At 51.9% G+C, this 23,991-nt stretch carries 22 protein-coding genes, 3 tRNA genes, 1 other RNA gene and 1 pseudogene; 9 read left to right on the forward strand and 18 right to left on the reverse strand.

The window, feature by feature from the left end:
• Positions 1 to 13: 13 nt before the first annotated feature.
• The gene (gene ilvD / locus P0D43_RS09255) at positions 14 to 1,702 is read right to left on the reverse strand and encodes a dihydroxy-acid dehydratase (RefSeq protein WP_394672257.1); all 1,689 of its coding nucleotides are present in this window, start codon (positions 1,700 to 1,702) and stop codon (positions 14 to 16) included.
• A 144-nt stretch (positions 1,703 to 1,846) separates the two neighbouring features.
• On the opposite strand from ilvD, the pseudogene lgt reads away from it, so the two are divergent.
• Positions 1,847 to 2,695: pseudogene (gene lgt / locus P0D43_RS09260) on the forward strand (prolipoprotein diacylglyceryl transferase).
• A 12-nt stretch (positions 2,696 to 2,707) separates the two neighbouring features.
• Here the strand turns inward: lgt and P0D43_RS09265 are convergent.
• The 6 genes from P0D43_RS09265 to P0D43_RS09290 all read right to left on the reverse strand — a co-directional run bounded on the left by P0D43_RS09265 (position 2,708) and on the right by P0D43_RS09290 (position 5,690).
• Complete coding sequence (locus P0D43_RS09265) at positions 2,708 to 3,520, reverse strand: sulfite exporter TauE/SafE family protein (RefSeq protein ID WP_159568704.1); 813 nt, start codon at positions 3,518 to 3,520, stop codon at positions 2,708 to 2,710.
• 76 nt (positions 3,521 to 3,596) lie between these two features.
• Positions 3,597 to 3,777: non-coding RNA, 6S RNA (gene ssrS / locus P0D43_RS09270), on the reverse strand.
• Positions 3,778 to 3,788: 11 nt separating this feature from the next.
• The gene (locus P0D43_RS09275; protein ID WP_159568703.1) at positions 3,789 to 4,124 is read right to left on the reverse strand and encodes a cell division protein ZapA; all 336 of its coding nucleotides are present in this window, start codon (positions 4,122 to 4,124) and stop codon (positions 3,789 to 3,791) included.
• Complete coding sequence (locus tag P0D43_RS09280) at positions 4,125 to 4,352, reverse strand: hypothetical protein (RefSeq protein ID WP_159568702.1); 228 nt, start codon at positions 4,350 to 4,352, stop codon at positions 4,125 to 4,127.
• A gap of 105 nt (positions 4,353 to 4,457) precedes the next feature.
• Positions 4,458 to 5,264, reverse strand: coding sequence for a 4-hydroxy-tetrahydrodipicolinate reductase (gene dapB / locus P0D43_RS09285; RefSeq protein WP_341237283.1), 807 nt, complete (start codon positions 5,262 to 5,264; stop codon positions 4,458 to 4,460).
• An 18-nt stretch (positions 5,265 to 5,282) separates the two neighbouring features.
• Positions 5,283 to 5,690, reverse strand: a complete 408-nt coding sequence (locus P0D43_RS09290) for an outer membrane protein assembly factor BamE (RefSeq protein ID WP_201301407.1) — start codon at positions 5,688 to 5,690, stop codon at positions 5,283 to 5,285.
• Positions 5,691 to 5,896: 206 nt separating this feature from the next.
• On the opposite strand from P0D43_RS09290, the gene fur reads away from it, so the two are divergent.
• Complete coding sequence (gene fur / locus P0D43_RS09295) at positions 5,897 to 6,325, forward strand: ferric iron uptake transcriptional regulator (RefSeq protein WP_159568700.1); 429 nt, start codon at positions 5,897 to 5,899, stop codon at positions 6,323 to 6,325.
• A 17-nt stretch (positions 6,326 to 6,342) separates the two neighbouring features.
• Here the strand turns inward: fur and recN are convergent, their stop codons facing one another.
• Positions 6,343 to 7,998 (reverse strand): DNA repair protein RecN, encoded by a 1,656-nt coding sequence (recN, locus tag P0D43_RS09300; RefSeq protein ID WP_341237269.1) that lies wholly within the window; start codon positions 7,996 to 7,998, stop codon positions 6,343 to 6,345.
• Positions 7,988 to 8,941, reverse strand: a complete 954-nt coding sequence (locus P0D43_RS09305; protein ID WP_159568698.1) for an NAD(+)/NADH kinase — start codon at positions 8,939 to 8,941, stop codon at positions 7,988 to 7,990. Before P0D43_RS09305 ends, recN begins: the two co-directional genes overlap by 11 nt.
• 79 nt (positions 8,942 to 9,020) lie before the next feature.
• On the opposite strand from P0D43_RS09305, the gene hrcA reads away from it, so the two are divergent.
• The 5 genes from hrcA to dnaJ all read left to right on the forward strand — a co-directional run bounded on the left by hrcA (position 9,021) and on the right by dnaJ (position 15,278).
• Entirely contained in the window at positions 9,021 to 10,037 is a 1,017-nt protein-coding gene (gene hrcA, locus P0D43_RS09310; RefSeq protein WP_394673718.1) for a heat-inducible transcriptional repressor HrcA, read from the forward strand.
• Positions 10,038 to 10,102: 65 nt separating this feature from the next.
• Entirely contained in the window at positions 10,103 to 11,209 is a 1,107-nt protein-coding gene (gene hemH, locus P0D43_RS09315; RefSeq protein ID WP_341237267.1) for a ferrochelatase, read from the forward strand.
• Between the two features lie 133 nt (positions 11,210 to 11,342).
• A complete protein-coding gene (grpE, locus tag P0D43_RS09320; RefSeq protein ID WP_159568696.1) occupies positions 11,343 to 11,942 on the forward strand; it encodes a nucleotide exchange factor GrpE in 600 nt (199 codons plus the stop codon).
• Between the two features lie 112 nt (positions 11,943 to 12,054).
• Complete coding sequence (gene dnaK / locus P0D43_RS09325; RefSeq protein WP_394672258.1) at positions 12,055 to 14,007, forward strand: molecular chaperone DnaK; 1,953 nt, start codon at positions 12,055 to 12,057, stop codon at positions 14,005 to 14,007.
• 143 nt (positions 14,008 to 14,150) lie between these two features.
• Positions 14,151 to 15,278: a molecular chaperone DnaJ gene (gene dnaJ / locus P0D43_RS09330; protein ID WP_159568694.1), complete on the forward strand. Its 1,128-nt coding sequence runs from the start codon at positions 14,151 to 14,153 to the stop codon at positions 15,276 to 15,278.
• A 278-nt stretch (positions 15,279 to 15,556) separates the two neighbouring features.
• Here dnaJ and P0D43_RS09335 read toward each other — a convergent pair whose 3' ends face one another.
• The 9 genes from P0D43_RS09335 to P0D43_RS09375 form a co-directional block, all read right to left on the reverse strand.
• On the reverse strand, positions 15,557 to 16,435 hold the full coding sequence (locus tag P0D43_RS09335; protein ID WP_394672259.1) for a segregation and condensation protein A: 879 nt from the start codon (positions 16,433 to 16,435) through the stop codon (positions 15,557 to 15,559).
• 12 nt (positions 16,436 to 16,447) lie between these two features.
• On the reverse strand, positions 16,448 to 16,630 hold the full coding sequence (locus tag P0D43_RS09340) for a DUF3460 family protein (protein WP_394672260.1): 183 nt from the start codon (positions 16,628 to 16,630) through the stop codon (positions 16,448 to 16,450).
• A gap of 44 nt (positions 16,631 to 16,674) precedes the next feature.
• Positions 16,675 to 18,381, reverse strand: coding sequence for a SulP family inorganic anion transporter (locus P0D43_RS09345; RefSeq protein WP_394672261.1), 1,707 nt, complete (start codon positions 18,379 to 18,381; stop codon positions 16,675 to 16,677).
• A 9-nt stretch (positions 18,382 to 18,390) separates the two neighbouring features.
• The gene (gene metG, locus P0D43_RS09350; protein ID WP_394672262.1) at positions 18,391 to 20,451 is read right to left on the reverse strand and encodes a methionine--tRNA ligase; all 2,061 of its coding nucleotides are present in this window, start codon (positions 20,449 to 20,451) and stop codon (positions 18,391 to 18,393) included.
• Positions 20,452 to 20,527: 76 nt separating this feature from the next.
• Positions 20,528 to 20,620: transfer RNA gene (locus P0D43_RS09355), tRNA-Leu, on the reverse strand.
• 16 nt (positions 20,621 to 20,636) lie between these two features.
• Positions 20,637 to 20,710, reverse strand: a tRNA-Cys gene (locus tag P0D43_RS09360).
• 66 nt (positions 20,711 to 20,776) lie between these two features.
• Positions 20,777 to 20,852, reverse strand: a tRNA-Gly gene (locus P0D43_RS09365).
• 163 nt (positions 20,853 to 21,015) lie between these two features.
• The gene (queC, locus tag P0D43_RS09370) at positions 21,016 to 21,720 is read right to left on the reverse strand and encodes a 7-cyano-7-deazaguanine synthase QueC (RefSeq protein ID WP_159568689.1); all 705 of its coding nucleotides are present in this window, start codon (positions 21,718 to 21,720) and stop codon (positions 21,016 to 21,018) included.
• A 100-nt stretch (positions 21,721 to 21,820) separates the two neighbouring features.
• Positions 21,821 to 22,507 carry a response regulator transcription factor gene (locus tag P0D43_RS09375; protein ID WP_159568688.1) on the reverse strand — a complete coding sequence of 229 codons (687 nt, stop codon included), beginning with the start codon at positions 22,505 to 22,507 and terminating at the stop codon, positions 21,821 to 21,823.
• 415 nt (positions 22,508 to 22,922) lie between these two features.
• Between P0D43_RS09375 and P0D43_RS09380 the strand changes: the two genes are divergently transcribed.
• Both P0D43_RS09380 and P0D43_RS09385 read left to right on the forward strand, forming a co-directional pair.
• A complete protein-coding gene (locus P0D43_RS09380) occupies positions 22,923 to 23,558 on the forward strand; it encodes an RNA polymerase sigma factor (RefSeq protein WP_256366099.1) in 636 nt (211 codons plus the stop codon).
• A gap of 9 nt (positions 23,559 to 23,567) precedes the next feature.
• Positions 23,568 to 23,984, forward strand: coding sequence for a hypothetical protein (locus P0D43_RS09385; RefSeq protein WP_159568686.1), 417 nt, complete (start codon positions 23,568 to 23,570; stop codon positions 23,982 to 23,984).
• Positions 23,985 to 23,991 lie beyond the last annotated feature (7 nt).

Here is a 23,991-nt window from a genome sequence, read left to right on the forward strand (position 1 = left end):
GCACAGAAGAGTTTTACAAATCCAGGTCGCCATCGGTTACGGCGCCCTTGCTGGCACTGCTGGCCAAGGCTGCAAACTTTGCCAGTACACCGGTTGTGTAGCGTGGCTTCGGCTTCACCCAGCTTTCGCGGCGCTTCGCCAATTCTTCATCGCTTACATTGATTTGTAGCAGCTTTTGGTGTGCATCCATGGTAATGGAGTCACCTTCATGGATCAGTGCAATTGGGCCGCCCACATAGGCTTCGGGTGCAACGTGACCCACCACCATGCCCCATGTGCCGCCTGAAAAACGACCGTCGGTGATCAAGCCCACTGTTTCGCCCAAACCCTTGCCGATAATGGCCGATGTGGGTGCCAGCATTTCAGGCATGCCAGGACCGCCTTTGGGGCCCAGGTAGCGAAGAATAATCACATCGCCGTCTTTGATCTTGTCACCCAGAATTGCGTCCATCGCGCTTTGTTCGTCGTCGAACACTTTGGCTGGGCCAGTAATTACCGGGTTTTTCAAACCAGTGATTTTCGCCACGGCGCCTTCAGGCGCCAGGTTGCCCTTCAGAATGGCCAGGTGGCCTTGCTTGTACAGGGCTTTTTCAATCGGCATGATTACGTTTTGATCGGCGCGTGGCACTGAAGGAATGTCAGCCAGTGTTTCCGCAATGGTTTTGCCGGTAATGGTGATGCAATCGCCATGGAGCAAGCCAGCGTCCAGCAAAACTTTCATGACCTGTGGAATACCGCCTGCATCGTGCAGGTCAGTGGCCACATATTGGCCAGACGGCTTCAAGTTACAAATTACAGGCGTACGCAGGCGAACACGTTCGAAGTCTTCGTAACTCCATGCAACATCGGCGGCTTTGGCAATTGCCAAAAAGTGCAGCACCGCGTTGGTGGAGCCGCCGGTTGCCATCAAAACAGCCACGGCATTTTCGATCGATTTTTTGGTGATAATGTCGCGGGGCTTCAAGTCGTTGCGCACAGCCTCGATCAGCACCCGGGCGGATTCGGTGGTGGAAGTCACCTTTTCAGCATCAATATTGGACATGGTGCTGGAATAGGGCAGGCTCATACCCAGCGCCTCGAATGCCGAGCTCATGGTGTTGGCGGTGTACATGCCACCACAAGAACCCGAACTTGGGCAGGCGTTTTTCTCAATGCCCTTGAAGTCTTCTTCGCTCATGCGGCCTGCAGTGAACTCACCCACAGCCTCGAAAGCCGACACGATGGTCAAATCCTTACCCTTGTAGCGCCCGGGCTTGATGGTGCCGCCATACACAAAGATGGCCGGAATGTTCATGCGGGCCATGGCCAGCATGGCGCCTGGCATGTTCTTGTCGCAGCCACCGATTACCAGCACGCCGTCCATCCATTGTCCCTGTACTGCGGTTTCAATGCAGTCGGCAATGACTTCACGGCTTACCAGGGAGTACTTCATGCCTTCGGTGCCCATGCTCATGCCATCGGAAATGGTGGGGGTACCGAAAATTTGTGGATTGCCACCAGCTTCCTTGACGGCTTTCACCGCGGCATCGGCCAGGGGCTGCAATCCGCTATTACAAGGTGTAATGGTGGAGTGGCCGTTGGCAATGCCAATCATGGGGTTGTTGAAGTCTTCGTCTTTGTAACCCATGGCGAAGTACATGGCGCGGTTGGGCGAACGGGCCACGCCCTGGGTGATGTTCTTGGAACGTCGATTGATGCTCATTGCAAAAGCTCGCAGGTGGATTTGGATTCAAAACGAGAATTTACCATTTTATGATGCTCCGCTGGGTACAGGAAGGTGCTCATTCATCAAAGGGTAGTCCCTAGGGCAGTACAATTGAACGGTTTTTTACATTCCGGGCATTCCATGTTTGTACATCCTGAATTCGATCCCATTGCGCTCTCGATCGGCCCTGTGGCCATTCGCTGGTACGGTTTGATGTATTTATTGGCCTTTGTGGCCTTCATCATGCTGGCCAAGCGACGGTTACACCTGTTTCCAGCCATCAAAATGGCTGATGTAGACAATATGCTGACCTGGGCAGTGTTGGGGGTTATTTTGGGTGGCCGGTTGGGCTATGTATTTTTCTACAAGCCCGACTATTACATGGCCAACCCAGGCGAAATTCTCGCAATTTGGGAAGGCGGCATGTCGTTTCACGGTGGCTTTCTAGGCGTGTTGCTGGTTTGTTTTTTGTATGGCACCTACAAAGGCTGAAAGTTTTTCGATGTCATGGATTTCGTTGCGCCGGCCGTACCCATTGGCTTGGCCCTTGGCCGCTTGGGCAACTTTATTAATGGTGAGTTGTGGGGTCGCCCTACAGACGGTTAGTGGGGAGTGGTGTTTCCCCAAGCCGGCGACGCCATTGCACGCCACCCTTCGCAGTTGTACCAAATGAGCCTGGAGGGCATTGCCCTGTTCATCGGGCTGTGGTGGTTTGCAAGCAAGCCACGTCCGCGTGCGGCTGTATCGGCCTGGTTCTTGATCGGTTATGGCGCCGCCCGCTTTGTTGTTGAATACGCCCGGGAGCCAGACCGCTTTTTGGGTATTTTGTCCTTGGGCTTGTCGATGGGGCAGTGGTTGTGTGTACCCATGATTTTGAGCGGTTTTGCCTTGTTGGCCTGGTCAAGAAACAAACCGACAGGGCTTGAGACCATGACTGCACTTGAAGCTGCCCAAGCCAAGGTGGGCAAGGGCAGTAAGCGAAGCAAGTAAGAGCGGGGCTGCTTAAAAGCCGGTAACGGCTTTGTAAATCATGGACAAAGCAATAAAGGCCAGTAGCAAGGCGAAAATGCGTTTGATCTTTTTAACCGGCAGCGTGTGTGTCAGTTTTGCACCATAGGGTGCAAACAGCACACTCATGGCAGCTACGCAGGCCACCGCGGGCAAATACACATACCCCAATGAACCGGCGGGCATGTCTTGCAAATGTTGACCATTGATTACATAGGCAATACTTGAAAATACTGCGATGGGAAAGCCCAATGCAGCAGAGGTGGCAACCGCATTGCGCAGGTTGATGTTGCTCCACACCATGAATGGCACTGACAAGAAACCGCCACCTGCACCCACGATGGCCGATGCCGCACCAATAACGCCACCAACAGCAGCCAGCCCGGGCTTGCCCGGTAATGTGCGTGTGGGTTTGGGTTTCTTGTCCGCGTACATTTGATAAGCGGAAAAAATGACAAACGCGCCAAACACCAGGGCCAGTTCTTTGGTGGGCAAATATGACACCACCTTGGAACCTACGAATCCGCCAACCAGAATGCCTGGTGTGAGGAATTTCACGATGTCCCACCGTACCGCACCTGCCTTGTGGTGCGCGCGCATGCTGGAAATGCTGGTGAACATGATAATGGCCAGCGATGTGGCGATTGAGGAGTGCACCACATGGTCTACGGGTACGCCTTGGCTAACCATGAGGAAGGTGAGAAAAGGTACCAGCAGCATGCCGCCACCAATGCCCAGCAAGCCAGCCAGCACGCCGCTGACTACCCCTAATACAAGCAGTGAAACTATAAAAACCGGATCGAACATGGTGATTGGAATACTTTGTTAAGCTGAAATGAATAAAAAAAGAGGCGATTGAACGTGGGTTCAATCGCCCCGGTGTGGGGTCTCTGCCGATGCCATACTGGCCCGATCCCTGAACCTAAGGTTCAAGTGGGTCGCAGTATTAGGGTCTTTAGGTTTCCCTGACTAAGAGGGAATCACACCGACCCTGAAAAATCCGCAACCGGGATCACAAATATTGGTTCACGGAATGCTGGCCAATACAGACACGGCAGAGATAAAGCAAAATTCTCTATTCGAACAAATCAACGTTCTTCGGCTTGTTTGGGTTTGTGCTGTTCAAACTGCCGTCGACCACTTGCTCGATAGCCTCGATTTTACGCTCAATCGTCTCAATGTCCAGTCCTAAAACCGGGTTAGAAGGATTACTTCCTACGAGCGATTCATGCGCGATCTGTAAAGCGGCCATGACTGCGATTTTATCGAGTCCCACCACCTTGCCGGTGTTGCGAATGCTCGACATTTTGGTTTCTACAATATTTACGGCTTGCTGCAAGGCAGCTCGCTCTTCGGGTTTGCAGGCAATGCGAAATTCCCTGCCCATGATCTTGACGTCAAGTGCTTCCAATTATTCCTCCGAATTCAATTCAAGTTCAGGGAACCATTGGTTCAGCATTTGGTTAATTTGACCCTGTGCGTGATTCACTTTCTTTTGGAGCTGTTCATTTTCCCGGCGCAGGGCTTCAATTTGGTCCTTGCCCGATTTTTCTTCATGCCGGCTTTGCTCGAGAGCTTTGGCCAGGCTGGATACTTTGACTTGAAGTTCGTCGAGTTTCGCAAGCAGTGATTGCGTCATTGGCTGGCTCCGTCTTCGGGTAATAAGTCCCGAGGGTTGCTGTTATTGGTATTTTAACTTGACTATACAGTTGCTTACAGCAATCTACTACAGTTTCGCTTTAGGTTAAAACAAAGTTTTCAAGCCCAACACGTCTTGCATGTCAAACAATCCTTTTTCATGCCCAATCAAAAACTGGGCTGCACGAATTGAGCCTTGTGCATAGGTCATGCGGCTTGATGACTTGTGGGTAATTTCAATGCGTTCACCAATGCCGGCAAACAGCACAGTGTGATCGCCCACAATGTCACCACCACGGATCGTCGAAAAGCCTATGGTGCCAGTCTTGCGCTCACCGGTAATGCCTTCGCGGGCAAACACACCCACGTCTTGCAGGTCCACGCCCAAGCCTTTGGCAACAACTTCACCCATGCGCAGTGCCGTGCCGGACGGCGCATCGACTTTTTTGCTGTGGTGGGCTTCTATCACCTCAATGTCGTAACCTTGAGCCAATATTTTTGCAGCCACTTCAAGAAGTTTGAATGTCGCGTTTACCCCAACCGCCATGTTGGGCGACCACACCATGGCCACTTTTTCTGCAGCCTTTTTAAGTGCTTCCAGCTGTTTGGGTTCAAACCCGGTGGTGCCGATGACCGCTTTCACATTGTGTTTTTCACACAGTGCCAAGTGTTCAAGCGTGCCTTCCGGGCGTGTGAAATCAATCAAGATCTCGGCATTCGACAAAGCGGTGTCAGGATTGTCGGTCACCAGTACGCCTGATGAAATACCCATAAAGTCACCGGCATCACGACCAATGCCGGGTGAGCCAGCCTGGTCAAATGCGCCGGCGAGCTCGCAGCCGGGGTGGTTCAGAATGGCTTCGATCAGTGTTTTGCCCATGCGCCCGCTGGCGCCGGCAATTGCAATTTGAATTGGCTTGGTCATGGCTTTTTATTTAAGTACGGGTGCGCGGTCTGTGCCACCCACTGCGGATTCCGAATCTTTAATGTCCTCGGCTGGTTTTTCAGAGGGCAAGGGTTCTGTTGGTACTTTGGTATTGGCGTCGGGCCCCAACAGGTCAGTTGGACTTGCGGGCAGATTTTCACCGCCGTGGCGTGCCACGCGCTCGTTCTCGAAAATCACGGTGTAGCGGGATTGAGTGGACTGCCCGTCGGCGCGCAACAATCGGTAAATATAGTCCCATCGATTCGAATGAAACGCGTCATTCAACAAAGGCGTGCCGAGAATAAAGCGTACCTGCTCTTTGGTCATTCCCACTTGCAGCTTGGCAACGTCTTGTTGGGTAACGAAGTTGCCTTGTTGAATATCAAACTTGTAGGGTTTGACAAAAGAGGGCACGTAGTTGTCCGGAATGAATGAACACGCGGAAACCCCTAGGGCCAAGGTCGAGCAAAGAATCAAATTCAGTCGTAAAATACGCATTGTTTTGTGAATTCGCATGTGAAGTGGGAACAGAGTACCTTATTCGGTGCGCTAACATGTCCTGCAAAGGCGTTATCATAAGCTACTTGAACTCGATTAAGCCTCAGAATGGTACCAAACTCATGACTACAGCAACGGATCTAAAAAGCATTGGTTTAAAGGCAACGCTGCCGCGGATGAAAATTCTGGAATTGTTCCAGAGCGGGCAACATCGCCACCTGAGCGCTGAAGACGTTTACAAGCTATTGCTACAAGAAGACCTGGACATTGGCTTGGCCACTGTTTACCGTGTTCTAACGCAGTTTGAACAGGCCGGTTTACTGGCTCGCCAACATTTTGAGACTGGCAAGTCGGTGTTTGAGCTCAATGAAGGTGCTCACCATGACCATTTGGTGTGCGTGCAATGCGGCAAGGTGGTTGAGTTTTTTGACGAAGAAATCGAGCGTCGCCAAAATATGATTGCCAAAGACCGTGGGTTCGAGCTGCATGACCACGCACTTTCCCTGTACGGCTCCTGCACCAAAAAAGACTGCGAGAACCGACGCAAGTAAGGTTTTCCCAAATCAAATCAATTGTTGGCCGAGACGATCATTTCATGCGCAGCAGTGCGCGTGGCCTCGGTGATTATCTGTCCACCCAGCATTCTTGCAATTTCTTCTACCCGTGCCTTGGCTTCCAGTTGCACAATTTTCGAGCGTGTTGTTTGCGCTGAAATGTCTTTGCTGACCTGGAAGTGATTGTGGCCTTGTGCTGCCACCTGGGGCAAATGGGTAACACACAGCACCTGTTTGTTTTTGGCCAAAAGGCGCAGGTAGCGCCCCACGGTTTCAGCCACCGCACCGCCAATGCCGCTGTCCACTTCATCAAAAATCAAAGTAGGAACGGGGGTGCTTTCAACAGTGTTGACGGTAATCGCCAGGCTGATTCGCGCCAGTTCACCACCCGATGCGACTTTTTGGATGGCTTGGGGTGTCACGCCAGGGTGCCCGGCCACGCGGAACTCGATTTGGTCACTGCCCTTGGGGGAGGGTTCGCCCTTGGCGACATCCACCACAAAAACACCCCCTTGCATACTCAGTGTTTGCATCGATTCTGTAACCCGTGTGGACAGGGTTTGCGCTGCGTTTTTGCGTGCTTTATTTAATTCGTTGGCCAGTTTTTCATAGGCTTGGCGGGCTGCATTGAGTTCTTTCTGAAGCTTTTCAAGATCGAAACCTTCTTCGAGTCCTTTGATCTCTGCTTGAACACTTTCCATTTCAGTGTGCAGTGTTTCCGGTTGAATGCGTAGTTTCCTTGCCGTTTCATGCCAAAGCGACATGCGTGCTTCGACTTCGGCCAAGGTGTCTGGATCAAGATCGCTGTGTTTCAAGTAGTGGCCCAAATCGTAGCTGGCCTCTCGAACCAGTATTTCGCCTTCGGATAGCGTTTTCACTACGCCCTCAAGAGCCGGGTCGCGGGTACTTAAGTGGCTTAGTTTTTCGATTATGTGGGTAAGTTGGTCGAGCAGGGCATTTTCATTTTGTGACAGCACGTCACTTGCATGTTGGGTGCCCTCGATCAATTCTGCGCCATGGCTTAAACGGTCAAAATCGCTGCTTAGAACTTCCCATTCGCCTGCTTTTGGGGCTACTTTGCTTAACGAGTCTAGTTTCCATTGCAGGTTTTCGATGCGTGCGGCCCTGTCTTCCTGACTACTCTGAGCTTGCTTCAGCGCCTTTTCCGCATTTTTCAACACAGAATAAGTTTGCGCGGTGGCCTGAACCAGGGCGCTGTGCTGACCGAAGTCATCGAGCAGGCGAAGTTGCTCACCCGGCTTAGCCAGCGTTTGAAAAGCATGTTGACCATGAATGTCGATCAAGGTTTCGGACAACTCTTTCAGTGTGCTGGCAGGCACGGGTGTGCCATTGATATAAGCCTTGGATCGGCCATTCGATTCAATGGCACGTCGCAAGTGCATTTCGCCCTCGCTGCAGTCAATCGATTGCTCATCGAGAATGGCTTTGGCGGCGGGGTTAATCTCGAACACCGCAGTGATATTGGCGCGCTCACAACCTTCGCGAACCTGTGATGCATCAGCACGCGCGCCCAGGCAAAGCGACAGGGCATCAATCAAAATTGATTTGCCAGCGCCGGTTTCACCAGACAGCACAGACATGCCTGGTTCAAAGTGCAAGTCGAGTTTGTCGACGATAACGAAATCCTGAATGGTCAAACTACTTAGCATGGCCGCTGTCTCTAAGTCCTCGAGTTTTGTGGGGGGCTTCTGTGGGGCTTGCACTCCAGTGCAGTTTTTGCCTCAACATTGCAAAATAATCATAGCGTGCCGGGTGCAAAAGCCGGATGGGGTGTGGTGACACCTTAATCCGAATTTGGTCACCTACTTTTGCTCGACCGTTGAACTGCATGTCAAAGTGCACGCCGGTTTGCTTGCCGCCCGTCACAATGATGTCAATTGTGCTGTGTTGGGGCAGGGCAATGGGGCGATTGGTCAGCGCATGCGGAGCCACCGGCACAATCAGCAGGCCAGCGAGGCTAGGGTGAAGTATGGGGCCATCGGCTGAAAGTGCATACGCAGTTGAGCCTGTTGGCGTCGAGATAATCAGTCCGTCTGCGCGCAAGTCGTACATAAACGTGCCGTCTACCTCTACACGCAGCTCAACCATGCCGCCCACAATGCCACGGCTGATCACAATGTCGTTCAGGGCAATGTGATTCTCAACGACTTTGCCTTGCCTTAAAATTTGACCCTCAAGGTAGGCGCGGTTTTCTGACACAGACTGCCCGTTGATGGTGTCAATCAATGTGGGGTCGATATCGTCCAGGCGAATGTCAGTGAGAAAACCCAGGCGTCCTTGATTAATTCCAATCAAGGGAATGTTGGAATCGGCCAGTTCTCGGGCCGTGCCCAAAAAAGTGCCGTCACCGCCAATAATGACTGCAATTTTTGCTTTTTTCTTGATCAGGGACAAATTCGCAAATTCGAAATTGGCTTGATCATATTCAGGCTTCGAGTTTTTTGACGAACTTCCACTTAACATGGAATCGCAAACCAGTACGTGGAATGCATTGGCGGCCAGCAAGTCAACAACGCTTCGCCAAATGGCCTGTTTTGGGGAGGCGCCATGTTTGGCAAACACAGCAATGCACATCCCTTTCTGTTTCGGCATTCTTGATTCCCTGTTTTTGTCGTAAAGTGAAGCCTGAGACCCAATCGTATCGCAACACGCATTTGAAGTGACATTGATGATAGACGAACGCGCCCGTTCCATATTGAAAACATTGGTTGAAAGGTACATCACAGAGGGCATACCGGTGGGTTCAAGGGCTTTGTCCAAGTACTCCACACTGGATTTGAGTCCTGCAACCATTCGCAATGTGATGGCGGATCTCGAGGAATTGCGCCTGGTGGTCTCGCCACACACTTCGGCAGGCCGAATGCCCACGCCGCAGGGTTACCGTATGTTTGTGGATTCTTTACTCACGGTAAAACCCTTGGCGATCGATGTTCAAACCGCTTTGAGTGGTGGTATCCAGCGTGAGGACCCCAACCGCGTTCTGAACAAGGCGGTGAATTTGCTGTCCAGCCTTTCGTCGTTTGCCGGGGTTATTACCGCACCGAGAAAAGCGGCACTGTTTCGTCATGTTGAATTTTTGAGTTTGTCTGATCGAAAGGTGTTGCTAATTATCGTGACGCCCGATGGGGATGTGCAAAACCGTATCCTGATTGTTGAAAAGCCTTACACCCAAAGCGAATTGACCATGGCTGCGAACTTTTTCAACCAGCATTTCGCGGGTTTGAGTTTCCAGCAGGCCAAACAAAGGTTGTCGGAAGAGTTGCATCAAATTAGCCAGGACATCAGCAAGTTGATGCAGGCTGCGGTGAATGCAGGTACGGAAGCTGAGGAAAGTCAGTCTGACGGGGTCTTGCTTTCTGGCGAACGCAAGTTGTTGGACGTGTCGGATTTATCGACCAATATGGAAAGGCTGAAAAAGATGTTCGGTGTGTTTGAACAGCGAACATCCTTGCTGCGTCTACTTGAAAGTTCAAACCGCGCTGAGGGAGTGCAAATTTTCATCGGTGGCGATTCAAGCCTGGTGCCGATGGAGGAAATGAGTGTGATTTCAGCGCCTTACCATGTCAATGGTGAGGTGGTGGGCACCTTGGGGGTGATCGGCCCGACACGCATGGCCTACGAACGATTGATTCCGATTGTGGACATCACATCGAAGCTGGTGTCATCGGCTTTGTCGGATCCAGAGTAGGGCGAGCCACCCCGACAGCCAGCTTTGGGTATACTTTCAGGCTTGATGTTCAATAGGTAGTACCCATGCGCACCGAAGCCCCATTTCGTCACGGCACGCCCCAGAAAACAGCGGTTTTACTCGTCAACCTAGGCACCCCGGACAACGCAGACACGCCGTCCCTGCGTCGCTACTTGAAAGAGTTTTTATCAGACCCGCGCGTGGTTGAGATTCCCAGGTTGATCTGGTGGATTATTTTGAACTGCATTATTTTGCAGCTTCGCCCCAAGAAATCAGCGGCCAAATACGCCACCGTGTGGACCGATGAAGGTTCGCCGCTGCTGGCGATCGGCAAGCGCCAAGTGAAAGTTCTGAGCGAGGCATTCAAGGCTCGACGCTGGGACGTTCGGGTTGATTTGGCCATGCGTTACGGCAATCCCTCTGTGGCAAGCCGAATGGATCAGCTTCGCAAAGACGGCTACGACCGGGTGCTGGTGTTTCCTTTGTATCCTCAGTATGCGGCGGCCACCACAGCTTCGGTATTCGACGCCGTATTCGATTGGGCCAAGCCCGTGCGCAATATCCCCGAATTGCGATTGGTAAAGCACTACCATGACCACCCCGCTTATATTCATGCCCTTGCTGAAAGCGTGCGCAAACACTGGCTAGCCAATGGCAAACCCAATTTTGATCAGGGCGATGTGTTGCTGTTCAGCTTTCATGGTGTGCCAGAAATGACTTTGCTGAAAGGCGACCCCTATCACTGCGAATGTTATAAAACCGCACGGTTGCTCGGTGAAGAATTGGGGCTGGAAAAAGGCAATTACCGGGTTACCTTTCAAAGCCGGTTTGGCAAAGCCAAGTGGCTTGAGCCCTACACCGACAAAACTTTGCAAGCCTTGGGGCAGGCCGGTACCAAGCGAATCGATGTAATGTGCCCCGGCTTCATGGCCGATTGCCTTGAAACACTTGAGGAAATTAACCAGGAAGGCCGCGAAGATTTTCAGCATGCTGGTGGTGGCGAGTTTCATTACATCGCCTGCCTGAACGACAGTGATCTGTCTGCAGCCATGTTGTCGGAAATCACTGCGCAACACATGCAAGGCTGGCCTGTGGACATGGGTTACGAAGAATCCATGGCGCAAGAGCTTGCCGAGAGCCGCAAACTGGCTTTGGAGATGGGTGCTCAATAATCCCTATTGGGAAAATGGTAAATATTGCTGCTTGGGGGCTTGAAATTCGCGTTCAAGTCCCCATTTGTCGAACAGAGTAGGGGTGACAGGTAAAGACTTGTCGCCTCTTTTGAATTTTAATGGAGGAAAAGACATGTCAGAGCCCACTGGAAAGCCGACCACAGACGAGCAAGCGTCTGCCCAGGCCCCAGAAGGTCAGCAGCACGGCGCGCAGACCCAAAATGAAACCGAGCAGGTGGTACAACAAGAAGCGCCCCAAGACGAAATATCAGTTTTGAAGGCTGCTTTGGAGAATGCGCACCTTGAAGTTGAGAAGTCCAAAGAGGTTTACCTTCGCTTGGCCGCTGACATGGAAAACCTTCGTCGCCGCACGCAAGAAGACGTCGCCAAAGCGCACAAGTACGCTATCGAGTCGTTTGCAGAATCATTGGTGCCAGTTCGCGACAGTCTCGAAATGGCCTTGGCTGTTGAAAATCAAACCCCCGAAGCTCTGAAAGATGGCGTGGCCGCAACTTTGCGCCAACTCGAGGCTGCTTTTGAGCGCGGCAAAATCGTGGCGTTGAACCCAATCGGCGAAAAATTCAACCCCAATCAGCACCAGGCAGTGGCCATGGTTCCGGGCAGTTCAGTTGAGCCGGCCGTGGAGCCTAACCATGTGGTTGCGGTGTTGCAAAAGGGCTATTTGATTAATGACCGCGTGCTGCGCCCGGCCTTGGTCTCAGTTGCACAATAAGTTGCGCAATAAATTTTACAAAGTGGGTTGAAAAACCCCTTGAACTGAAGGGCTTTAGCCCCATATCAGGCTTAACAGAACATTACTGAATTTAGAAATCACGGAGAAATTCATGGGAAAGATTATTGGCATTGACTTGGGTACCACCAATTCTTGCGTAGCAGTATTTGAAGGCGGTGGCTACAAAGTCATCGAAAACTCGGAAGGTGCGCGTACAACCCCTTCCATCATCGCCTACATGGAAGACGGCGAAATTCTGGTGGGTGCGCCTGCCAAGCGCCAAGCTGTGACCAACCCAAAGAACACTCTGTACGCGGTGAAGCGTTTGATTGGCCGCAAATTTGAAGATGCAGAAGTGCAGAAAGACATCGACATGATGCCTTTCACCATCATGAAAGCCGACAATGGCGATGCATGGGTTGGTGTACGTGACCAAAAACTGGCGCCCCCACAGGTGTCAGCAGAAGTGTTGCGCAAAATGAAGAAAACCGCTGAAGATTACCTGGGCGAAGAAGTGACTGAGGCTGTAATTACCGTGCCTGCTTACTTCAACGACAGCCAGCGCCAAGCCACCAAAGATGCAGGCCGTATTGCAGGCCTGGATGTAAAGCGCATTATCAACGAACCCACTGCCGCTGCCTTGGCTTTCGGTATGGACAAGGCAGAGAAGGGCGATCGCAAGATTGCCGTGTATGACTTGGGCGGCGGTACATTCGACGTGTCCATTATCGAAATTGCTGACATCGACGGTGAAAAGCAATTTGAAGTGTTGTCGACCAACGGTGACACATTCCTGGGCGGTGAAGACTTCGACCAACGCATTATTGACCACATCATCGACGAGTTCAAAAAGAACAACGGTGTTGATTTGTCCAAAGATCCAATCGCTTTGCAGCGCATTAAGGCTGCGGCCGAGCGCGCGAAGATCGAGCTGTCTTCTTCACAGCAAACAGAGATCAACGAGCCCTACATTGCGATGGCCAATGGCGCCCCTGTGCACCTGACCACCAAGTTGAGCCGCTCCAAGCTGGAAGCGCTGGTTGAAGACCTGATTACCCGCACTGTTGAGCCCATGAAAATGGCCTTGAAAGACGCTGGTGTGTCCACCTCGCAAATTGATGACATTATTTTGGTGGGCGGTATGACCCGCATGCCAAAAGTTCAGGAAGCAGTGAAGAACTTCTTTGGCAAAGAACCGCGCAAAGATGTGAACCCCGATGAAGCTGTGGCTGCCGGCGCAGCAATTCAGGGTTCCGTGCTGAGTGGTGATCGCAAAGACGTGCTGTTGTTGGATGTGTCGCCGTTGTCCTTGGGTATTGAAACCATGGGCGGCGTGATGACCAAGATGATCGAGAAAAATACGACCATCCCGACCAAGTTCAGCCAGGTATTTTCGACTGCCGATGACAATCAGCCTGCCGTGACCATCAAGGTGTTTCAGGGTGAGCGCCAAATGGCGAACGACAACAAGAGCTTGGGCGAATTCAACCTGGAAGGTATTCCACCCGCACCACGCGGTGTGCCACAAATTGAAGTGACCTTTGACATTGATGCAAACGGTATTTTGCACGTGTCTGCAAAAGACAAAGGCACTGGCAAAGAAAACAAGATTGTGATCAAGGCCAACTCGGGTTTGTCTGAGGACGAAATCCAGAAAATGGTGAAAGATGCCGAAGCCAATGCGGCCGACGATGCCAAGCGCCGTGAACTGGCTGAAGCCAAGAACCAGGCCGATGCGCTGGTGCACAGCACCCGCAAGAGCCTGGGTGAGTATGGCGACAAGCTGGAAGCGGGCGAGAAGGAAAAAATTGAAGCGGCATGCAAGGCTTTGGAAGAGGCAGCCAAGGGCGAAGACAAAGACGCCATTGATGCCCGTACCAAAGAGTTGGCCGAATCAGCCCAGAAACTGGGTGAGAAAATGTACGCCGACATGCAAGCCCAGCAAGCTGCAGAAGGTGCCGCTGCCGGTGCCAACCCAGGTGATGCTGAGCAGCAGTCTTCTTCCAAGAAAGATGATGCAGACGATGTAGTGGATGCTGACTTCAAGGAAGTGAAAGACAAGTAATGTGGGTTGCGGGGCGCCTTGCGGGGCCTCGCTTGAAACCAAGGGCACACTGGCTGGCTGCAAATTTTGCGGTTTTTCAGTGAAGCCCTTTTTGTACGAATAAAAGCAGTGTTTAACAAACCGCTGCATGAATTGAGACTGACATGGCAAAACGGGACTTCTACGAGATTTTGGGTGTACAAAAAAATGCCACAGACGATGAGCTGAAAAAAGCCTATCGGAAAATGGCCATGAAGTATCACCCTGACCGCAACCCCGATAGCAAGGATGCTGAGGCCAAATTTAAAGAAGCCAAAGAAGCCTATGAAATGTTGACTGATTCCAAGAAGCGTGCGGCTTATGATCGCCACGGCCATGCGGGTGTTGACCCCAACATGGGTGGCGCTGGTGCTGGAGGTTTCTCGGATTTCTCAGACGCTTTTGGCGACATTTTTGGTGATATTTTTGGTGGTCGCGCTGGTGGAGGCGGATCTCGCCAGTCGCAGATGTACCGCGGTTCAGACCTGAAGTACAACATGGAAATTACGCTGGAGCAGGCAGCCAAGGGTTTCGATACGCAAATTCGTGTTCCGGTGTGGGACAACTGCGGTACCTGTTCCGGCAGTGGTGCAAAGCCCGGTACCAAGCCTGAAACCTGTTCCACCTGCGGTGGGTCGGGTGCGGTGCGCATGACGCAAGGCTTTTTCAGTGTTCAGCAAACCTGCCCGAAGTGCCACGGCACGGGCAAAATGATTCCTCACCCCTGTCACGATTGTGAAGGTTTGGGTCGCAAGAAAACCAACAAAACACTGGAAGTGAAAGTACCTGCCGGTATCGACGATGGCATGCGAATCCGTTTGAGCGGCAAGGGTGAGCCTGGTGTGAACGGTGGCCCAGCGGGTGACTTGTATGTGGAAGTACACCTGAAAGAACATGCTGTTTTTCAGCGTGATGGTGACGACTTGCATTGCGAAATGCCGGTTTCATTTGCCGCTGCTGCGCTGGGCGGCACCATTGAAGTGCCCACCCTGGGTGGCAAGGCGTCATTTGATATTCCTGAAGGAACACAGACCGGAAAAACATTCCGTTTGCGTGGCAAGGGCATCAAGGGCGTGCGTTCTTCATATCCAGGCGATTTGTTCTGCCACATTGTGGTGGAAACCCCGGTGCGTTTGTCTGAACGTCAGAAAGAATTGCTCAAGGAGTTTGAGCAGTCTTGCACAGCAGATGGTGACAAGCATTCACCACGGGCGAAGGGCTGGATGGACAAGGTGAAGGACTTCTTCGGCTAACTGGCAGCATTGCAGTTAGTGCGTGGCTGCTCGCTAGTTTCGAGTGCCACATCACCTTGCCTAAGCAATGCTTCTTTATCCGGCTTGATGCTTCTTGCTCGGGGCATGCGAAACGCTTTGGCGTCTTCGCATCGATTCCTGGCGGAACCGCCCCTCGCTGTGAATCCGCCGGGAAGCCTTGCAAAGCCGGCAAGGCGGTGTAGCACTCAAATCTAACATCGCGCGCAGTAATCTGGCTGTGCATGCTACTGAGTAAGCGCTGTGAATAAGTGTGTGCTTTAGGCTGGAATGATGCTTTCAGCGCCACTACCACCCGTGGCCTCATAGCCAAGACGCACATAGATGGGCGCAAACGGCTCAGCTTGGGTTACCTTCACCAAGCCCTCGCGGGTCAATTCAAGCATCGCAATGAAGTTGACCACCACCACGGGCACGCCGCGCTCGATATCAAACATGTCAAAGAACTCAACGAATTTTTGAGTTTGAAGGCGACGCAGAATCATGGTCATGTGCTCACGCACCGACAATTCTTCACGTGAAATGGTGTGGGCTTTCACCAGCGAGGCCCTGCGCAATATGGCTTGCCAGGCGTCGCGCAATTCGTCAGGGTTTACATCGGGAAAGCGCTCAACCGTGTTGGGGTCATGAAAGGCGTGCGCAATCCAGAAATCTCGGCCAACCAGCGGCACTTTGTCGAGGTCTTGGGCCGCCAGTTTCATTTGTTCATATTCAATCAGGCGGCGGGCCAGTTCGGCACGCGGATCTTCGGCTTCTTCTTCACCATCCTTGGGTATGACTGGCAATAGCATGCGCGATTTGATTTCAATCAGCATGGCGGCCATCAGTAAATACTCTGCAGCCAGTTCCAGGTTACGCGTGCGAATTTCTTCAACGTATGTAAGGTACTGGCGGGTCAGTTCCGCCATGGGAATGTCGAGAATATTGAAGTTCTGTTTGCGAATCAGGTACAGCAACAAGTCCAGTGGACCTTCAAATGCCTCGAGGAATACCTCCAGCGCATCGGGCGGAATGTACAAGTCCTTCGGCATGTTGAACAGCGGAGCACCATACAAGCGAGCAAGTCCAACACCATCTACCGTGTCCGGTGTGCTGTCGTTGGGGTTCAGTACGCTGATGTCGGCGAGTTCGCTGCTCAAAGTGGCTGCACTTTATTTGCTTTGATACACGTAGGGTTTCTGAGCCACTTTGGCTTCTTTGAAGCCTTCATGAAGCTTGCGATCCAGTTGTTTGTCCCACAGCAGGGCCCGGACTTTTTGCTGTTCGTTTTCCAGGTGGGGGCGTTCATTTTTAAGCTGGCTTAAAAATTGGGTCGCTTCAGATTCGTATTGCATGCTGGTGTGCCAAATAAATGGTTTAAAAGGATTTTCTTATTTTATCAGGCGCCAGCCTGATCCTCGAAAGAAATTGCATGCGCATGTGCCATGGCAGCAGAAAAGTCGTCTTGAACTTGCCCGGCCTGCAATTGGGCCATAAAACCGCTGCGTTTGAATAGGGACAAAGCCTGGCTGTTCAGGCCACAAAATATCAGGGTATGCCCGGCACGCTGCAACTCTGCATTCAGTTCTTCCAGGCATTCAAGGGCGGTGGTGTCAATTGAAATGGTCTGGTGAAGGTCCAGAATCAGGGTCTTGGTGGATTTGCCCGTGTGCAGTATCAGGTTTTCAATTTTCTCAACCACAGCGAAGAACAGGGAACCATAGATTTTATAAGCGGTGATTCCTTTGGCCCGGTCTTCGTCTTTCAGGTAAACCGGGATGAACTCGGTCAGTGTAGACACTCGATAAATAAAGAACACGCCAGCCAAAACAAGTCCAACCTGAACCGCAACGGTCAGATCGACAATCACCGTGAGCAAGAAGGTGGCCAGCATGATCACTTTGTATACGGTGGTGTATTGCTTCAGCTTTGGGAATTCTCGCCATTCGCCCATGTTGTAAGCCACGAACATGAGTACGGCCGACAGCACGGCCAGCGGAATGTGAAATGCAAGCGGGGCGGCAATCAACATGATCAGCAGCAAGGTGAATGCGTGAACAATGCCTGCGACCGGTGAGTTACCGCCCGAGCGGATATTGGTGACTGTACGTGCAATGGTGCCGGTGGCGGGCATGCCGCCAAACAAGGGTGAGGCAATGTTGGCCAGGCCCTGGGCCATTAATTCCTGGTTGGGGTCGTGCTTTTCGTGAGTAATGCCATCGGCCACGCGGGCGCACAGCAGGGATTCGATGGCGCACAAAAATGCAATGGTCAATGTGGGACCAATTAACGTTTGAATGCTGGCCAGTTCAATGGAGGGCAGGGCCAATGTGGGAAGACTCCGGGGAATTTCTCCAAACTTGCTGCCGATGGTTTCTATATCGAGTCCAAGACTGAATGAAATCAGTGTGCCCGCTACCAAGAGTATGACTGAGCCAGGAACACTTTGAAGAATTTTGGGAAATGTGCCCTGTGTGCGACCTTTGCCATGCATTGCAAACAATTTGGGCCACATAAACAGAAACACGAGGCTTGAACTGGCCAGGATGAATGCCGACCAGTTCAGGCCAGGTATGGCTTGTAAGAGTGCCCAGTTTTTTTCAAAAAAATTGCCTTGTGTCACATCAATGTTCAAACCAAAAAAGTCTTTGATTTGTGACAGCGCGATAAGCACGGCAATGCCGTTGGTGAAGCCAATCACAATGCTGACTGGAATTAGTCGAACAAGGCTTCCGAGTCCGGTTAAGCCCATGAGAAACAGCAGCGCGCCAGCCATGAGTGTGCAGGCAATCAAATTGGCCACGCCATATTGATTGACGATGCCAAGCACCACCACAATGAAGGCGCCCGCCGGGCCGCCGATTTGAACGCTGGAACCACCAAACGCCGAGACGATGAAACCCGCCACGATCGCGGTGAACAGGCCTGTTTGTGGTTCAAGCCCGCTGGCGATTGCAAAGGCCATGGCCAAGGGCAGGGCAACCACACCCACGGTGATGCCGGCACCCAGGTCTTTCAGAAAACGTTGGGAGTTGTATCCCCTCAAGCTGTCCCCGATTCGTGGCTTGAATGGCTTGAGCGTTTTCAGAAACTGGGGTGCGGCCATGTTTTCCTTTTAGCTGATTTTCATTCCCGGGGTGAGCTTGCCCAGGGCCGTCAGGGTGCTTAATGCACGGTCGTCATCTGATGCGGCACACAAAACCATGCCTTCAGACACACCAAACTTCATTTTGCGTGGTGCCAGGTTGGCGACCACGACCACGTATTGTCCGTTGAGTTGCTCGGGCTGGTAGTGCGCGGCAATACCGGAAAAGATATTGCGTGGCTTTTCCTCGCCCAAATCGACAGTGAGTTGTAATAGCTTGGTAGAACCTTCAACAGCCTTGCATTCTTTGACCAATCCAATTCGCAGATCGATTTTGGTGAAATCATCAATACTGATGAATTCGCCTGAGATGGTTTTTGTCTCAGTTTTCGCTTGGGCAGGTGCAGCAGGTGCGGCGGGTGCCAACGATTGTTTGTTGGCCTCAATCAAGGCGTCAATTTGCTTTTGATATACACGTTGCATCAAGTGTTTGAAGGCCTGTACAGGTATTGTGGTGTTCAACGGTGTGTTCACGCTGGCCCAAGTCATCGGGGCCACGCCCAATATGTTCTCGGCATTGCCGGCCAACACGGGTAACACAGGTTTCAAATACAGGGTCAGCAGGCGAAATGCTTCAAGGCAAATGGAGCAGGCGGTTTGCAGTTCTGTCTGTTTTTCAGCGTTCTTGGCCAATTCCCAAGGCTTTTCCTGATCCACATAGGCATTCACCTTGTCGGCGCATGCCATCACCTCGCGAATGGCTTTGCCGTATTCCCGCTCGTCGTAATGGGTGGCGATTGCGGCCGCTTGCGCACGAATGTCCACAAGCAGTGGGTGCTGCATGGCTGAATCCAGAACACGACCTTCAAAGTTTTTGACTAGAAAGCCTGCGCTGCGACTGGCAATGTTGATGTACTTGCCCACCAGGTCGCTGTTTACGCGGGCGGTGAAATCCGCAAAACTCAGGTCCAGGTCTTCCATGGTTGAATTCAGCTTGGCAGCAAAGTAATAGCGCAGCCATTCCGGGTTCAAACCCTGCTTGATAAAGCTTTCCGCGGTAATAAACGTACCTCGGCTTTTGCTCATTTTTGCGCCATCGACAGTCAGGAAACCGTGCGCATTCACTTTGGTTGGGGTGCGCAGGCCTGCAAATTCAAGCATGGCTGGCCAGAACAGGGCGTGGAAGTAAAGAATGTCTATGCCGATGAAGTGAATCATCTCGGTTTTGGTGTCGGCTTTCAGGAATTCCTGATAGTCCACGCCGATTCGTTCGCACAGATTCTGGAAGCTTGCAAAGTAACCGACAGGCGCATCTAGCCACACATAGAAATATTTGCCCGGTGCATCGGGAATCTCAAAGCCGAAGTAGGGCGCATCGCGTGAAATATCCCAGTCTGCAAGTTTGCCACTGCCTTCTTCACCCAGCCATTCCTGCATTTTGCGGCTGGCTTCTACTTGCAATCGCCCTGGGGTTTGAGTCCACTGACGCAGAAAATTCTCACAGCGCGGGTCAGACAGCTTGAAGAAATAGTGGTCGGAGCTTTTGCGAATGGGCGCCGCTCCCGACACTGTGGAGTAAGCGTTTTTCAGTTCCGTGGGCTGGTAGGTGGCGCCGCACACTTCACAGGAGTCGCCGTATTGGTCTTTCGCGCCGCATTTTGGGCATTCGCCCTTGATGAAGCGGTCGGGCAAAAACATTTCTTTGACTGGGTCGTAGAACTGTTCTACAGAGCGGGTTTGAATCAGCCCCGCATCGCGCAAGCGTGTGTAGATGGTTTCGCAATGGGCCTTGTTCTCGGGCGCATTGGTAGAATAGTAATTGTCGAAGCCCACATGGAAGCTGGCAAAGTCGCGCTGGTGTTCAGTGCTGACCCGGGCAATCAATTCCTCGGGGCTAATGCCCTCGGCTTGCGCACGCAGCATGACGGGCGTGCCGTGTGTGTCATCGGCGCACACGTAGTACACCTCGTTGCTTTGCATTTTTTGAAAGCGAACCCAGATGTCGGTTTGAATGTATTCAACCAGATGGCCAAGGTGAATGGCGCCGTTTGCATACGGCAAGGCAGAGGTAACAAGAATTCGGCGAGTCACGGTGTGGTTCTTTGAGATTGTTCTAGACGCAATGCGCTATTGTACGCGCGATTGAATGTGTGAAGAGTGTTGCCTGTGGTGCCCGGGACCGGAATCGAACCGGTACGCCCCTTTTACGGTAAGCGACGGATTTTAAGTCCGTTGTGTCTACCAATTTCACCACCCGGGCTGATGGCTTGAAAACTTGGAGGCGGGGGTCGGAATCGAACCGGCGTACACGGAGTTGCAGTCCGCTGCATGACCACTCTGCCACCCCGCCAAGGGTGTTCCACCAAAATATGGCGGGCAAAGAAAAGGGGAAGTGTATCACTTCCCCTTAGGAATTTGGAGCGGGAAACGAGACTCGAACTCGCGACCTATACCTTGGCAAGGTATCGCTCTACCAACTGAGCTATTCCCGCATTTCAACAACGTGACGTCGTTGAGAGAACGAAATTATAGCAAGAAAAATTTTTGTGTCAAACGTTTTTGCAAAATAATTTCATTTATTTTTCTGCTGCTTAAAAATTGGGCAAAACCAAGCCAGTCAAGGGTTTCCGGTGTGTTTGCTTTTTTACTTTCAAGCTATTGATTCTGTTGTGAAATGTAGTTTTTCCACCCGCGTTTGCGCAAGTCGCAGGCTGGGCATTCTCCGCAGCCGAAACCCCAGTCGTGTTCATGGGTTCGATCGCCTGTGTAGCAGGTGTGTGTGTCGCGAAGGATGATTTCGAGTAGTTTCTTGCCACCCAACTGTTCGCCAAGTTGAAAAGTCTCGGTTTTATCAATCCACATGAGCGGTGTTTCAAACCGGAAGGTGCTGGCCATACCCAGATTGGTGGCAACTTGTAGCGCTTTTAGCGTGTCTTCACGACAATCGGGATAGCCTGAAAAATCGGTTTGGCACATGCCACCCACCAAGGTAGACAAACCCCTGCGGTAGGCTACGGCTGAGGAGATCAAAAAGAACACCAAATTACGCCCTGGCACAAACGTGTTGGGTAAACCGGTTTCATTCAACTCAATTTCGCGCTCTTCGGTCAGTGCGCAATCGGAAATTTGCCCTAGCCAGCTCAGGTCAATCACCCGGTCTTCACCCAGCTTGTGGGACCACTCGGGAAACTGTTCGCGCATTCTCTCAAGTACGGTAAGCCTGCATTCCAGTTCGATCCTGTGGCGCTGTCCGTAGTCAAAGCCGATGGTTTCTACGTGCGCAAATTTAGACAGTGCCCAGGCCAGGCACACCGTGCTGTCCTGTCCGCCGGAGAAAAGTACCAGGGCTTTTTTATTCATGGGTGATTTAAAGGATCTGCATTAATACGGTATTTTAGCCGCACAAACAAAAAACCCCGCTGCTCAGCGGGGTTTCTGGTCTTAACTGTTGCAGATTACCTTAAGTGGCCATGCCTGCAGAAATTGCATATTTCACCAGTTGAACGCTGGAATCCAGATTCAGCTTTTGCAGCAAACGAGCGCGGTACGCGTCGATGGTGCGGGGTGAAACCTTCAGCAATTCCGCGATTTCGCGGCGTGGACGGCCTTGGGCGATCAACGTAAGCACTTGTCGTTCACGACGAGTCAGTTGTGCGCCTTCGTCCTGGTCTGCCAATGGATTGATTTGATTTCCCAGGCCTTGCTGCTCGCCAGATCCATATGGTGAGGATGTTTTGTTACTCACCAGTTCGGGTGCCACGTAACGTGCGCCCGCAGCCACCGTGTCAATCGCTTCGCGAAGGGTTTCTACGGATGATTGACGGCCAACGCAAGCCCATACGCCTGGTTTGAACGCCATGGCCAAAATATCTTGGGCGTTGCCTTCGCATACGAGAACCACGCGAACGTCGGAATAGGTTGCGCCGATGTGGCTAACGACGGCCTCTCCGTGTCGGTTGCCTTTTTCAATTGTAATCACGACTATTCGCGTTTCTGCGTTGGCCAGGTGATTGTCAATTTCTTCCAGGGTTGTTCGATTGGTTACGAACATCGGCTGAAGGCTGATTGTTCTGCCTGGGGTGGTGCTTTGTATGCCCGTTTCCCGAGGCGTTAGTGGTCGACCTGCCAAGCCCTTGTCATTCTTCATAGTCCCACCCATGTGTGGCTGGCTTGGCCAGCTCGGTATTAAGGTCATTGTTCGCCCCGCTATTGGAATTTGTTTTGGTTGCCACTCATTCGATTTGTACTTCGGGCAATAAATTTTGGATTCAAGCGTCTGTAGGTAATTTCAGTCGGGCTAATTAGTTTGGGGGGGATTGCATTTCGGTAGACTATGTAAGCAAATAGACAGTGCAAGCACTGTTCTGGAATCAGAACTTTTGCTAGTATCCCTTAGCTAGGGGATACTTAAGAGTTACATCCCCCAAGTTAGGTGGCCCTATTCAGTGGTTTGAGCAGTAAAACTTGGCCTTTTTGACGAATCCAAAGTCCGGCCCGACTGTAAATTAACAGTATCAGGACGTATCAAACACACAAATGGCTTCATCTCGGGGACAGCCAGGTTGAGAGAAGAACTCGCTTCTTTAATTGAACGAATTGCAAATCGCGATCGAAAGGCGTTTGAGGAGCTGTATCAACTCACGTCTAGAAAGATGTTTGCAGTCGCGTTGCGCATTGTTCGGGAGCCTGGGCTAGCTCAAGATGTACTCCAGGACGCCTACATTCGCCTTTGGCGATACGCGCACACGTTCAACAACAAGCTGTCTGCGCCAGAAACCTGGTTGCACCAAGTGGTCAGAAACAGGGCGCTGGACCTGCTGGCGCAACAAAGCCATACCGTGAATTCAATTTCTCTTGACCAGTTTTCTGATCAGGACGACAAACCCAACGAATTGGTTTTTGAAGCACACTCCACCAGCACGGATGACAAAGAAACCAGCCGAGTGATGCAGGCGTGTGTGCAACGCCTTGAGGGCAAGTACAGGCAAGTGCTCACTTTGGCCTACACGCATGGCATGAGCCATGCAGAGATCTCTGAGCACCTGAATGTGCCATTGGGTACCGTTAAAACATGGGTGCGTAGGGGTTTGATCGAATTGAAAACTGTATACGACGAATTTCAGTCCGAAGGTTTGGCAACGCTGGCTGCGGGCAATTCACGCCGCCAGGATGCTGAGCAATCCGGATATCTGGCATAGGGGGTTTCCATGACGGACGATGACAAAAACTGGTTGGCCGCTGATTATGTACTCGGTGTAATGCGCGGCGCAGAACGCACCGCGTTTGAAGGGCAGTTACGACTGGACCCGACACTGGCCAAGTCTGTGTTGGGTTGGCAGGAGCGCTTGAGTTTGATTGATACCAAGCCGCAGGTGCTGTATTCAGCCATGTCCGAGGCAGAGGTCGATGCTGCGCTCAGCCACGTATTTGAGCGCGTGTGCCGTGCCATTGATGCGCAACCCGATGCCAAGACCCGATTGGAAAACCCGCTTGCCAAATTGACTCGTGAACAACTGGCGGGCATGCGCCCTGCAGTCGTTCGTCTGATTGCCTCCTATTTGGTATTGCTCGAACGACTCAAGGCGCAACAGTTGCGCATGGCTGGTTCAGCGGGCGCTGCATAACCTAGGA

This window comes from Limnobacter sp. (assembly GCF_043511195.1).
GTDB lineage: Bacteria > Pseudomonadota > Gammaproteobacteria > Burkholderiales > Burkholderiaceae_B > Limnobacter.